Annotated in this window: 10 protein-coding genes and 1 pseudogene; 9 read left to right on the top strand and 2 right to left on the bottom strand. The window is 67.8% G+C overall.

Features of this window, described 5'->3' with window-relative positions; translation table 11 throughout:
- Positions 1 to 1,133 precede the first annotated feature (1,133 nt).
- The 3 genes from ABZX37_RS05585 to ABZX37_RS05575 all read left to right on the top strand — a co-directional run bounded on the left by ABZX37_RS05585 (position 1,134) and on the right by ABZX37_RS05575 (position 5,699).
- A complete protein-coding gene (locus tag ABZX37_RS05585; protein ID WP_354736330.1) occupies positions 1,134 to 3,002 on the top strand; it encodes a hypothetical protein in 1,869 nt (622 codons plus the stop codon).
- 668 nt (positions 3,003 to 3,670) lie between these two features.
- Positions 3,671 to 5,068: an MFS transporter gene (locus ABZX37_RS05580; RefSeq protein ID WP_354736328.1), complete on the top strand. Its 1,398-nt coding sequence runs from the start codon at positions 3,671 to 3,673 to the stop codon at positions 5,066 to 5,068.
- 1 nt (position 5,069) lies between these two features.
- Positions 5,070 to 5,699 (top strand): HAD family phosphatase, encoded by a 630-nt coding sequence (locus ABZX37_RS05575; protein ID WP_354736326.1) that lies wholly within the window; start codon positions 5,070 to 5,072, stop codon positions 5,697 to 5,699.
- Between the two features lie 79 nt (positions 5,700 to 5,778).
- On the opposite strand, the gene ABZX37_RS05570 is transcribed toward ABZX37_RS05575, so the two are convergent.
- Positions 5,779 to 6,279, bottom strand: a complete 501-nt coding sequence (locus tag ABZX37_RS05570) for a hypothetical protein (protein ID WP_354736324.1) — start codon at positions 6,277 to 6,279, stop codon at positions 5,779 to 5,781.
- Between the two features lie 34 nt (positions 6,280 to 6,313).
- Positions 6,314 to 7,220 (bottom strand): annotated as a pseudogene (locus ABZX37_RS05565) (nucleoside hydrolase).
- Between the two features lie 169 nt (positions 7,221 to 7,389).
- Between ABZX37_RS05565 and ABZX37_RS05560 the strand changes: the two are divergent.
- The 6 genes from ABZX37_RS05560 to ABZX37_RS05535 are packed head-to-tail and all read left to right on the top strand — an operon-like array spanning position 7,390 to position 13,218.
- Entirely contained in the window at positions 7,390 to 8,901 is a 1,512-nt protein-coding gene (locus ABZX37_RS05560; protein ID WP_354736322.1) for an AMP-binding protein, read from the top strand.
- Complete coding sequence (locus tag ABZX37_RS05555; RefSeq protein WP_354736320.1) at positions 8,898 to 10,073, top strand: beta-ketoacyl synthase N-terminal-like domain-containing protein; 1,176 nt, start codon at positions 8,898 to 8,900, stop codon at positions 10,071 to 10,073. The genes ABZX37_RS05560 and ABZX37_RS05555 overlap by 4 nt, the downstream gene beginning before the upstream one ends.
- The gene (locus ABZX37_RS05550) at positions 10,064 to 10,450 is read left to right on the top strand and encodes an OB-fold domain-containing protein (protein ID WP_354736319.1); all 387 of its coding nucleotides are present in this window, start codon (positions 10,064 to 10,066) and stop codon (positions 10,448 to 10,450) included. The genes ABZX37_RS05555 and ABZX37_RS05550 overlap by 10 nt, the downstream gene beginning before the upstream one ends.
- 38 nt (positions 10,451 to 10,488) lie before the next feature.
- The gene (locus ABZX37_RS05545) at positions 10,489 to 11,271 is read left to right on the top strand and encodes an IclR family transcriptional regulator (protein WP_354736317.1); all 783 of its coding nucleotides are present in this window, start codon (positions 10,489 to 10,491) and stop codon (positions 11,269 to 11,271) included.
- A gap of 16 nt (positions 11,272 to 11,287) precedes the next feature.
- A complete protein-coding gene (locus ABZX37_RS05540) occupies positions 11,288 to 12,844 on the top strand; it encodes a methylmalonyl-CoA mutase family protein (RefSeq protein ID WP_354736316.1) in 1,557 nt (518 codons plus the stop codon).
- Positions 12,841 to 13,218, top strand: a complete 378-nt coding sequence (locus tag ABZX37_RS05535; RefSeq protein ID WP_354736314.1) for a cobalamin-dependent protein — start codon at positions 12,841 to 12,843, stop codon at positions 13,216 to 13,218. The genes ABZX37_RS05540 and ABZX37_RS05535 overlap by 4 nt, the downstream gene beginning before the upstream one ends.
- Positions 13,219 to 13,262: the final 44 nt, after the last annotated feature.

Genomic DNA, 13,262 nt, shown 5'->3' with positions numbered 1-13,262 from the left:
GATAAACCCCAGGCCAAGAGGTTTCACCTGCGCGATCGGGGGTTTCGCAGTCTCGTGTCCCGAAGTGAGCGACCGCTGATCGTCTCACGTGAACTGGGGGTCGGATCGCATTGTTTTCCGCAGCCGTTGGAGGTTCTACTCGGTGCGGGCTGACACGCGATTCGTCTTGTTCGTGGGCCGGAATCGGCGAGCGGGTTAATCGTCTTCGTCGTCGGGAACCGGGTCGCCGATCCGGCGGAGGTTGATCCACAGGGTCTGGATAGGCCGGGTCGACGGTCTGGCCGGTGCGCAGGCAGGCGGCGTACTCGGTCGCGGGCGCGACCACGGAAGATCAACCCTCGCCTCGTCCGTCGCACGCTACGGCGTGATGGCGATACAGCACGGGTCACTGTCGAGGATTGGGGTCAAGGTGTAGTTCTGGTTGAGCCAGCTTCAGGCGAGCTGAGAATCGGCCGCCCGCCCCGTAAATCCACGGTCGGGAAGTGCTTTCCTCCGCGCGGGCGCGGGTGGTCCCCTCCGCAGGATCAACAACCTGAAGGATCTCGCCTCGCTTGAGATCGGGACAGCGGTGACGCGCATCGCCAGTTGCGACGACATCGACCCTGAGGACGACGGACGCCCGCCCTGCCGAGCCGTTCGCGTCGTTCTCGACGGCACCGGGCAAACCTGGTTCGGACACGACCACAACCCCCGCAACGACCCTCACCAGCCGGCCCGGCCCGGCGAACTCCGCAAAGAAATCGAATAAGCAAGGTCAATCAACTTTGCTCGACCATTTATCCGACGTCCGGCTCGTGAATCTGCGGCATTCGCCAACGCGACGGCAAGCTCAGTTTCCGCATGCGGCGGACATGGGCGACACGACATCGGCGCGACGACGCGGCGAGGAAAGAAGATTCCCCGTCAAAACGTACCGCCACCTCAGTGTCCATAGTGGACAGAAAAGCGCCTTGACCGCAGACAACCAGCCGATCCCGCGCGTCCGATCAGCGGGTTTCCGCGGCGGGCCCACCCCGGTCATACTCCCCTCAGTCGCGCATTCGGCGCGCATCGGGAGGTGTTCTCGAGTGGTGCGAAGACATTCCTTTCCGGGCACTTTCTTTTCCATCCTTTTACTCGGCGGCGGTCTCCTCTTGGGCGGAAACCAAGCCGCGGCGACGGAGGCGGTCGTCGATCTCGGCGCGTTTCCGGGCGATACCTCGAGCGAGGTCGCCGGGATCAACGACAGTGGTGTCGCGGTCGGTTCTTACGACACTGGGGCCGAGGCCTCCGTCGCCGCGCGTTGGGAGCCGGGCGGCGAGGTGGTCCGGCTGCCGGTTCCCGCGCCGTTCAGCAGGTCGGCGGCGCGGGCGGTCAGTGCGCACGGAGTCGTCGTCGGGTTCGCCTACAACGGTGCCGGTACGCAGAAACCTGTGCGCTGGCAGCCGGACGGGTCGTTCGTCGAGTTGCGTTCGGCTAGCGGTTTCGGGTACGGCGAGGCTGCGGCGGTCAACTCCGCGGGCGTCGCGGTCGGCTTGACTATGCCGGTCAATTCCCGTGGGCAGGCGGCGCGGTGGGACATCAAGGGGAATCTGACGATGCTCCCGATGCCTTCGGGAGCCGACGAGTCGGCGGCGTTGGCGATCAATGACGGCGGGACGGTCGTCGGGACCATCCGGAATCAGGCTGTCCGGTGGGACCCTGACGGCAAGTTCGTCATACTCGCCTTGCTTCCCGGGGCCAGCGACAGCAAGGCGACCGGCATCAGTGACACCGGGATCGTCGCGGGTAGTTCTGGCGGGCGGCCGGTGCGCTGGGACGCGGACGGGACCGTCCACCAGCTGCCGGGGCTTCGTTCGCCGGACTCGGGCGGCGGCGCGAACGCGATCAACAAAGCCGGGGTCATCACCGGCAGTTCCAGTGGTGCGGACGGGGTCAGCCACGCTGTGCGCTGGGATTCCCGCGGCGGCATCACGGATCTCGGTGCGCTGCCGGGGAGCCGAGGGAGCAGTGGTTCCGCGATCGATTCGCACGGCACGGTGGTCGGCTATTCCGTGTCGTCCACCGGCTCCGCGCGGCGAGCGGTGCGCTGGTCGCCGTCGGGGCAGGCGGTCGATCTGGGCCGTTCGCTGCCCCGGTTCGAGTCGGCCTCGGCGAGTGCGGTCAACGCTCGCGGGCAGGCCATCGGGAGTTCCTGGAAATCCGGCGGCAAGCTCCATCCGGTGCTCTGGTCCCGCGACGGCCGGATGACCGACCTCGACCCGGACGGGGACACCCGGTGGGCGAGTGCGATCAACGACAGCGGCGTCGTCGCGGGCACGGACGGCTCCTGGGCGATCCGCTGGAACCCGGACCGGACCGTCACGCGGCTCAAGACGCCGAGCGGAAACGCCTGGTCCAGCGCCGCGGGGATCAACGACAGCGGAGTGATCGTCGGGCGGACGGCGCAGCGGTTCCGGGGAGCCCGGCCGATCCGGTGGAACGCGGACGGGACTTCGACCTACCTGCCCAAGCTGGACGGCGACTTCACCGGCGGAGCCACGGCGGTCAACAACCGGGGAGTGGTCGTGGGGCACTCCGGCCACCGGGACGACACCTCCCGGCACGCGCTCCGCTGGGCGGCGGACGGGGCCCTCACCCAACTGCCCGGCCTGCCATTGGCCGGTTACACCGCGGCCCTCGCGGTCAACGACCGGGGCGAGGCGGCTGGCTATACCGCTCATCGCCCGGCGCGGTGGAGTGTGGACGGCAAGCTCACTGTCCTCGCTGTTCCCGCCGGCGCGACCCATGCTGAGGCCACCGGGATCACCGGTGCCGGAGAGGTGGTCGGGTGGGCGGCCTTCAGCTCCGGCGTTCCCGACCGGGCGCTGCGGTGGAGCGCGGACGGGACCCTGACCGTCTTGCCGTCCCTGCCGGGCGGGGCGTCGGCGCGGGCGTTGGGGGTCAACGCGCGCGGGGACGTCATTGGCAAGTCCGACAACTGCGACCATCAGGTGCACGCGGTGCGCTGGCCCGCACGCTGAGGCGTCGCTGCCGGTTCTGGCGGACATTCCGGCCTGGGCGGGATCGGGTGACCGTCGGTACCGGCCGGATGCCTGGCGTGCGTGCGGGGCGGTTCCCGGGCGGGCATTGGCTCGTCCGGGAACCGGTCAACCAAGGTTGGCGCCCACGATCCAGATATCGTATTCCTCAGTCGTCACCCCGCAAATCGCCCGGCCGTCCATGGACATCGCCACGAATTCAGGCTCGCCGGGATAGCTCGATAGGTGGCGCGCGAGGGAAGAGTCTTGGCCACGGCGGACGTGCGCCCACGGCAGAGTCCCCAGCTGACGGACTCCGACGCTGAGCAGAAAGTCCCCTCCGGGACCAAAAACGCCGAAGTCCGCGGCCGTCGACACCCAGCTCCGCTCAACTTCGCTGAGATTGTTTCCCGTCTCGAAATCGTGTGGCACCCGCACGGTCGGAACAGCGTCTCCGCTGATGACAACTCGCCACGCGTCCATCGGAGGGGGTACGGCGGAAGAATAACTCGCTTCCACCACGACAAGACCTGATTCGCGAAGCATTTCATTCCGGAGCTCGAATTCCGGACGACCGTCGTGCACACCTCATAGTACCCCGTCGCCAAGATCGAGAGCGGTGTCCGAAATCCGCCAGCGCGCCCGGCCCCGCCCAGGCACGCTCGACTCCTGTGGCTGTCGAACTCTCCCCGTCCCCCGAGCAGATCCGCGTGCGCCGGGGGTTGCTGCTCGCGGTGTTGCTGTCCGGGCAGTTCATGGTCAATGTGGACGGTGCGGTGGTCAACATCGCCGCGCCCGCGATCCGGACCGGGCTCGGCACTGGGGAAGGGCCGGTGGCGCTGGTCGTCTCGGGGTATCTCATCGCCTACGCGGTGCTGCTGGTCACCGGGGCGAGGCTGGGGGCCACGCACGGGCGGCGGCGGATTTTCCTGTGGGGGCTGGCTGGGTTCACCGCCGCGTCGCTGGCCTGCGGGGTCGCGCCGGGGATCGGCTGGCTTGTCGTCGCGCGGTTCCTGCAAGGGGCGGCCGGGGCGCTGATGGTGCCGCAGGTCCTGAGCGGGATCCAGACGCACTTCACCGGGAGCGATCGGGGCCGGGCGCTGGGGTACTACGCGGTCGCGCTTTCGGGCGGGGCCGTTGCGGGGCAGGTTCTCGGCGGGCTGCTTGTCTCCGCCGATCTCTTCGGCACCGGTTGGCGGTCCGTCTTTCTGATCAACGTCCCGGTCGGGGCGGGGCTGCTTTTGGCGGCGCGAAAAGCGTTGCCCGCGGACAAGCGGGACGAGCGAGGCGCGCTGGATCTGCCGGGCGCGGGCGTGCTGTCGACTGCGGTCTTGCTGGCGATCGTGCCGCTGGTGCTCGGGCGCGAGCATGGCTGGCCGACGTGGATGTGGCTGTGTCTCGCGGCGAGCCTGGTGGTGTTCGGCTGGTTTGTGCGCCACTGCCGGGCAGCCGTCGCGCGTGGGAGGCGTCCGTTGGTCGCGTTGGATGTGGTCGCGGATCCGGTGGTACGCAGGGGGTTGATCGCGCATGGTCTCACCACCGCGACCTATGCCGGGCTGTTGTTCGTGCTTGCGCTGTACCTGCAGCAAGGCGTTGGCTTCGGACCGGCTGCGACCGGGCTGGCCATGGTGTCCTGGGTTGCCGCCTTCGGAGTGGCTGGGCTGGCGCTCCCCCGGCTTCCCGCTCGCTGGCGCAGGTTCGCGCCTGCCGCTGGGTGTCTTCTCCTCGCTACTGCCTATGCCTCGTTGTGCATTCACCTGTCGATCGCCGGGCGTCCTGGGCCGCTGTTGATCGTGTTTCTCGGGATCGGCGGGCTTGGCCTCGGGGCCAGTTCGAACTCGCTGATCGACCGCGTCACCTCGACCGCTCGGCCGGATCGCGTCGCGGATCTCTCCGGTGTGCTCAACACTAATGCCCAGCTGTGCGCCGCGCTCGGGGTCGCGGGGGCGAGCACGGCTTATCTTGGACTCCCCTTCACGACGACCCCTTCGTTCGCGACGGTGCTGGGCGGGTTCGCTGGACTCGCCCTGATCGCCGCAGTCGTCGCGCTCAGCACGGAAAGGAAATGACATGCTCGCCGCAGCTCTGTTCGATCTCGATGGGACACTTGTCGACACCGAACCCCGCAGCCAAGCCGCGTGGCGTCGGTTGTTCCGCGCGCACGGGGTCGGGTTGGATGAGTCGTTGCTCGCTTCATTCGCCGGGCGTCCTGGTAAGACCGTGCTGGTTGAGAACCTTCGGCTCTTCCCTGACGGGTCCACAGTGGACGGGCTGTTCGCCGAGGCGATGTCCTATGCGACTGACGTGGCCGAACCGATGCCGGGAGCTGTCGAGCTGGTGCGTGCGCTGCATGAGATTGACTGCCCGATCGGGGTGGTCACGTCGGGCACTCGCGACTATGCGCACGCCGAACTGAACGCGCTCGGGGTGCGGGCGCTGTTCGATACGGTCATTACTGCTGAGGACGTCTCGCGCGGTAAGCCTGATCCTGAAGGTTATCTCCTCGGTTGCGCACGGTTGGGCGTCGAACCTGCGCGGACCGTTGTGTTCGAAGACGCTCCTGCTGGGATTGCCGCGGCCAAGGCCGCGGGGACGTTCTGTGTGGCGATCGGGGCCGACGGTTCGGCTGCCGATCTGGTGGTCGCCGATTGGGCTGAAGTGCGGGTGCCGTTCTCGCTGGAGTTTGACGGGATCTTGTGACGGCGGACGGTTTTCTTCGCTGCGCTGACGAAATTTCCCCGGCGTCCGGTGCCGTTTCGCAGTGTTTGGGTTGGTGTTGCTATTGGCCCCGTCGGATTCGAGGTGCTGAAGCAATGCGCCGGACTGCTTGCGCCAGCGCACGCGCGGCTTGGTTGCCGGCCAGCGTGGGGTATTCCAGCATCACCCGTTGCAGTTCTCCCGCGATGAACCTCGTCCCAGCGTCCACGAATTCGTCGACGGAGCATTGCAATGTGGTCTCCAGGTAGGTCGGAGTCGCCCGGAGGGAACCGCGATCGAACTCGAAGGTGATGAGTTCGGCGTTCTCGGTGAAGTCGACCTTCCAGACCCCGCTTCCTTCTCGAGCGGACCTCATCGCATTCCGCACGCTGCACATCGCGTCGAACAGCGGAATCCAGCCCCACGAAGGCCCGATTTCGACGTCGGCGTGGGAGATCGAAAGCTGGCCGAGGAAGTAGTACCACCTCAGATCGTTCTCGGAGACGGAAGTCAGGTCTTCACCCTGGGTGCGCTCTCGTCCGTGCGGCGAATAGACGGGACTGGGCGAGAAAGAGATTTTCACGAGGCCCCTCCCTTGAACGGGAGCCCGGACAGCGTCAGGCGCGGCCAGGCATCAAAGCGTGCGTCAACTGCTCAAGCAACGTACTGGTGTCAGCAGCGACTGCGACAGCCGACCCCGCCGGGTGCGCGGCCTTGACGGCTCGGGTCTGTCCACGCCGCTGCTCCCCGAGGTCGACCGCGACCGACGTGCGGTGGAGCCTGGCGATCGTCGGGTCGAGCAGGATCGCGGCGGCCAAAGGATCGTGCAGCGGAAAAGCCGGTAACTTCCCCGGTACGGCAAGGAGCATCGCCGCCATTCGTCCCCATAACCGGTCCTGATCCGTGGCGAGGCGTTCGATCCACAGCCGGGTGACGGTGGCCTTGCGGGTCACGTCGAGAGGGACCAGCGTCAGGTCGAACCCGGCCGCTGCGACCTGGGCGGCTGCTTCGGGGTCGTGCCACACGTTGCTCTCGGCGTAGTCGCTGATGTTGCCCTTCACCTCGAACGCGCCGCCCATCGACACCACGCGCCGGACCAGGCGGGGCAGTTCGGGTTCGGAGTCCAGGGCGATCGCGACATTGGTGAGCGGGCCCAGGGTCAGGAGATCGACCTGACCGGGGTTCTCCCGAGCAAGCCGCACCATTTGCTCAGCGGCGGTTTCCTCCCGCACGGGCTTCCGTTTCGGCGAGCCCGCCGCCTTGCCCAGGAGATCTTCCGGGTGGGCGAGATGCAGTGGGCGAGCAAGCGGCTGCGACGCCCCCCACCGCGACAGGCGTCGCATGATCACCCGCGATCTCGAGGGCCCGCACGCCGTTGTCGGCCGCGGCGGTCGCGGATACGTTGCCGTGCACCGAACCCACACCGACGATCTCGACGCCAGGGGTGCGGGCGAGGAGAACGAGGGCAAGCGCGTCGTCAACACCGCCGTCCTGATCGACGATGACGGTGGTCGTGGTTGCCATGGGACATTTTCTCCAGAAGCCCGCAAGTGACGCAATTCTTCTACGCTGCCCGCGAGCGTGCTACGGCAGAGAGCCTCCCTGGGGAGCACGCCCCCCTTGACAGGGCGTTTCATCAGACAATACGTTCTTGTCGCCAGATGAAACACCCTCAGCAAGGGAGGCCGCTCGGATGGTTCTCGACACCGCCTACTTGCTCCGCCGGGCGGGGGCCTCGTATCGGGGCCTTACGGCGGTCGACGACGGGCGTACGGCGCGTACCTTCGGCGAGCTTCTCGACCGCGCCGAGCGGGTGGCCAATGGCCTCGACGGCCTGGGCATCCAGGAGGGTTCGAGGGTCGGGATTCTGTCCGACAATCGCACGGAGTTCGTCGAGGCTGACTGTGCTCTCGCACTGGGGCGGCGGGTTCGGGTGGCGCTCAACGCGCGGCTGCACCTGGAGGATTTCCGTTACGTAGCCGAGGATGCCGGGCTGAGAGCGCTCTTCTTCGCGCCCAGGTTCGCGGCGGAGGCGCACGCGCTGGCCGAGGAATTCGGGATCGTCGTGATTCCGTTCGAGGAAGACAACAGCTTTGAACACTCGTACGAGCGGCTCATCGCGGAAGCGGAAGTCGAGCCGGTCTTACGCGACGGCGACCCTGAAGGCGCGGCCTGGATTTCCTACACCTCCGGGACAACGGGACGGCCCAAGGGAGTCGTGCTGTCGCATCGGGCGCTGCGTGAGGTGGCGTTGAATCTGCTGCTGGAACTGGCACCGGTTCGTGAGGGCGAGCAGATTTTGCTTACCCAGGCCGTTTCGCACGCGTCGGGGTACTTCGTGTTGCCGTATTTGATCAGTGGGGCGGGTGTGCACGTCATGCCCAAGTTCGATCCTGACGAAGTGTGGCAGCGGTCCCGCGAGGGGCATTTCCGTACGCTCAAAGCGGTTCCGGCGATGCTCGAACCGTTGCTGGACGCGGCGCACGGCGAGTGGGGTTTCGAGACGATCGTCTACGGGGCGTCGAGCGTGGCGTTGCCGGTCCTGGAGCGCGCGCTCGATCGCTTCGGGCCGACGTTGGTGCAGGACTACGGGCAATCCGAGGCTCCGATGACGATTACCTGCCTCAGCAAGTCCGATCATCTTGACGCGCAGGCGAGACAGTCCGCGGGGCGGCCTTGGCGGTCGGTGGCGGTCGAGGTGCGCGACGGGGACGGACGGGTCGCGCGGCCGGGCGAAATCGGGGAGGTTTATGTGCGCGGGTCGCATTTGATGTCCGGGTATCACCGCAAACCTGAGGCTACGGCCGCGGTTCTGGTGGACGGGTGGTTACGCACCAAAGATCTCGCGCGGGCGGACGAGCGCGGGTTTATTCATCTCCAAGGGCGCAATGACGAAATGATCAATTCCGGCGGGTACAACATCGCGCCTCGCGAGGTGGAGAACGAGCTGTCGGCGCACGCGGCGGTCAGCGAAGCGGTGGTGCTCGGCCTTCCCGACCCGCGCTGGGGCGACGCGGTCACGGCGGTGGTGCGGTTGCGGGACGCGCAGTCGGCGTCCAGTCAGGAACTGATCGAGTTTGTCCGGCCCCGGCTGGGGATTCGCACGCCGAGAAGGCTCGAGATCTGGGACGCCATTCCGCGCACGCCCTACGGGAAGGTCGACCGGGTCGAATTGCGCGACAAGCTGATCGGAGGGTTCGAGTGAACACCGACGACATTGAGATCTTGGGCGTGGGGATGCATCCCTTCGGCCGGTACACCAACTCCTCGCTGAAAGATCTCAACCGCGTCGCGTGTGTGTCCGCGTTGGTTGACGCGGGGCTTGCGGTGCGCGACATCGACGCGGTTTACGCGGCCAATGCGATGGCAGGGTTGCTGCAGGGGCAGGAGATGATCCGCGGGCAATCGGTGATGCGGGAGATCGGGATCGAGCGCGTCCCGGTCACGAATGTCGAGAACGCGTGTGCGAGTGGGTCGACCGCGTTGCGTCAGGCCATCTTGGCCATTCGCGCCGGGTCGGCGGATACAGTGCTGGTCGCGGGCGTGGAGAAGATGTTCGTGGAGGACCGTTCCCGGACACTCGCGGCATTGGAGTCCGCGGGTGACCTCGACGTCGTATCTGGGATCGGGCTGCAGTTCACCGCGGTTTACGGGATGCGGCTGCGCAAGCTCATCGCTGCGGGCAGGCTGACGGTGGACGACCTGGTCGCGGTTTCCGTCAAGAGTCACGCCAATGGCGAGCGCAATCCGTATGCGCAGCACCGGAAAGTCGTCAGCGCTGAGGAAGTGCTGGGTTCCCGGCCGATCGCTGACCCGTTGACGTTGCTGATGTGCAGTTCCATCTGCGACGGTGCGGCGGCGGTCGTGGTGGCGCGGCGTGGGGCGATTCCCACCAGAAAGCCGACTGTCCGGATCAGAGCGTCGCAAGCGGCAACCGGGTACACGACCACCGGGAACGAGCCGTCGTTGACCGAATTGTGCGCGGCCGCGGCGTATGCGGAGGCGGGGTTCGGGCCGGAGGACGTCGATGTCGCCGAGGTACACGATGCGATGGCTCCGGCCGAACTCATCGCGTACGAGCAGCTCGGCTTCTGCAATCCGGGCGACGCGGGCGCGCTGCTCGACAGCGGCACGACGCAGATCGACGGCTGCCGTCCGGTCAACCCCAGCGGCGGGCTGTCGTCGCGCGGGCACGCGGTGGGGGCGACCGGATTGGCCCAGATCGCCGAGTTGACCTGGCAGCTGCGTGGCGAGGCGACGGGACGGCAGACCCAGCGTCCGCGCATCGGCCTCGCCCACAACAACGGCGGCTGGCTGGAGGGCGAGTCAGCCGTCTCGTGCGTGCATTTGCTGGAGAGGACCGATCCATGGGATTGAACGCCGCTTTGAAGGTTCCGACTACCGCGGAGAGGCCGCGCGACAACGGGCATGCGCTCGTCGGCAGCCGTTGCGGACAATGCGGTGCGGCATCGTTTCCGGCCCGCGCCGTCTGTCATCGATGTGGGACGGCCGCGCCCGCCGAGCATACGTTCGCAGCGACTGGCGTGCTGCTCACCTACACAACCGTGCACGTCGAGCGACCTGGGCTGCCCGCCCCGTACACGCTCGGTCAGATCGCCCTCGACGACGGCGGGCCGATGGTGTTCGGCCAGGTCCGGACGGACGGGGACGGGCTTGAGGCCGGGATGGCCGTGCGCGTGCGGATAGGCGAGACGCCGCGCTACTGGTTCGTGCCCGAGCGTTTCGCTGGTTGATACGGTGACCTCACCTGAGGAAAACGCAGAGGTGGCCAGTGACTGAAACCCCCGACGGCTCCACGGTCCGCGCGGTCAGCCGGGCGATCGACATCCTGTTCGCACTCGGACACAACCCGCTCACGCTCGGCGACGTGGCCGAGGTCGTCTCGCTGTCGAAGCCGACGACCTACCGGCTGCTGAGCACGTTGCGCGCCAAGGGAATGGTCGTCCAGGACCAGGCCAGCGGGCACTACGGGCTCGGCCCCGGCTGCTTCCACCTGATGTCGTCGATCTCCAACGGCAACGCGGGCTTCATCTTCGAAGCGACGGACGCGCTGGAGCAACTGCGCGACGTCACCGCGGAGACCGTCGCGGTGCACGTGCGCGCCGGCCGTTCCCGCATCTGCGTCAAGGAACTGCCCAGCCCGCACCTCATCCGCTACATCGCGGGCGTCGGCGTTTCCGAGGGCATCCACACCGGGTCGGCGGGCAAGACGCTGCTCGCGTTCATGCCCGAGGCCGAGCGCGAGCGCCTGCTCAAGGATCTCCCGCTCAACCCGACGACGCCGAACACGATCACCGACCTCGAAACCCTGCGCGCCCAGCTGAAGAGCATCGCGGCCGCGGGCATCGCGCACAGCCACGGCGAACGGGCGATGGGCGCGGTCGGCGTCACCGCGCCGATCACGGACGCGAACGGTTTCGCGCTCGCGGCGTTGAGCGTCATCGGACCGGAAAGCCGCCTCGGCAAGGAGAAAATCGCCGAGATCGAACGGCACGTGCGGGAAGTCGCGGCCCGGATTTCGGCGACGGTGTCCGGAGCATCCGAAGTGGACTGAACGAGACGGAGGTCCAGTGGCCCACGACAGCGACGACATCACCACGGCGAACGACGGCCGGGTCCCGATCCGCGCGCGGTACGCGCCGACCGCTGCCGAGCCCGCGCTGAAAGCGTGGAGCGACAACCGGATCGCCGGGCCCGGACCGTTCCGGCCGCGCTTCATGGTCTACTCCGGGCTCGGCCCGCCCGCGATGACCGCGGAACGGCTCGCCGTGCTGCAGGAGGTCGGCGCGGAGTCGTTCCTGCTGGCCGCGGACCTGCCCTCGCAGCTCGGGTTCGACCCCGACCACGAGCTTTCGCACGCCCAGGTCGGCCGCGCCGGGGTGTCGTGCGCGACGCTCGACGACTTCGCCACGATCTGCTCCCGGCTCGACCTCTCCGCCGCCGACAGCGTCGGGATGCTGCAGAACTCGCTCGGCCACGTCGCGCTGGGAATGGTCCACAGTGTGCTGTCCGATCGGGACGCTCGGCACGTGAAGCTGGTGATGCAGAACGATCCGCTCAAGGAATTCACCGCGCGGGGCACCGAGATCCACTCCCCCGCGCAGGCGCTGCGGATCGCCGCCGACTGCGTCGCGTTCGCGATCGACGAGGACATGCCCGGCGCGGCGCTCACCGTCTGCTCCAACCACTACGACGTCGCGGGCGCGGGTCCGCTGCTGGCGGTGGCTTTCGCGTTCGGGAACGCCATCGCGTATGTGGACGAACTGGTCGCGCGCGGCTACGAGCCCGCGGACGTCGCCGGGAAGCTGATGTTCTTCTTGAACGAGCGGAGCGATTTGTTCGTAGAGGCTTCGGTTTTCCGCACGGCGCGGATCTTGTGGAGTGAGATTCTGCTTGGCCGCTACGGCATTCCGGTCGCCGAGCAGCCCGTCGCGAAGCTCATGGGTTACGCGCACGGCCTGGAATCCGCCGAGGAACCGCTGGTCAACATCCCGCGCGTGACGCTCAGCGTGCTCGGCTCCATGCTCGGCGGCGTCGACTACCTCTGCGCCACCGGTTACGACGAGGCCTTGCGCATCCCGTCCGCCGACGCCGCCGCGCTCGCCGTGCGGACGATGCAGGTCGTCGCCTACGAACACGGCGCGCTGACGACCATCGACCCGCTCGCGGGCAGCGCCAAACTGCGCGACGTGGACGAGCAGGTGATGCGCAAGGTCCGGCTCGAACTCGACCGCCTCACCGAGGCCGGCGGACCGCTCGAAGCCATCGAGAACGGCTACATCGCCGGGCGCATCGACGAGAACCGAGGCGCCCGCCAGGAACAACTGAGATCCGGCGAGCGGCTGATGGTCGGTCACGGCGTGTTCGACGCCAAGGCCCGCGCGGAGTGGTTCGCGGGCAAGAGCTCGGGCGAGATCGACTTCGCGAAGGTCGAGCGGGATGCCGTCGAACGGATCACCGAGCACAAGCGCCGGCGGGACACCGCGCTGGTCGACCGGGCGCTCAAGGCGGTCGAGACCGCGGCCGCGGGGACCGAGAACCTCGTCCAGCCCAGCATCGAGGCGCTGCGTGCGGGTGCGACCTCCGCCGAGATCGTCGGGGCTACCCGGGAAGGGTTCGACCGATGAAACGCGTCGTCCTCGCCAAACTCGGCCTCGACGGACACGACGTCGGCGTCCGGCTCATCGGCAAGCACCTCGCCGACGCCGGATTCGAAGTCGTCTACCTGGGCAAACGCGTCGCCACCGCGACGATCGTGCAGGTCGCGGTCCAGGAGGACGCGGACGCCGTCGGGCTCAGCTGCCTCAGCGGCGGGCTCGGCCACTTCGCCTCGCTGACCGTCGAGGGACTGCGTCGCGAAGGCTCCGACGTCCCGGTTCTCGCTGGCGGCATCGACGAGCCCGCCGAGATCGATCGGATGATGGCGGCGGGCGTCCACCGGCATTTCGGGCCCGGTGCGTCGATGGAGGAGGTCGTCGCGGCCTTCCGCGAGGCGACTTGACGTCGTCCGCGACCCGCCTCCCGCTCAGCCGACCGGGAGGTCCC

This window comes from Amycolatopsis sp. NPDC004079 (assembly GCF_040610415.1).
GTDB lineage: Bacteria > Actinomycetota > Actinomycetes > Mycobacteriales > Pseudonocardiaceae > Amycolatopsis > Amycolatopsis halotolerans.
The sequence above is the reverse complement of the archived record's forward strand: the minus strand, read 5'-3'. Positions and strand labels throughout refer to the sequence as shown.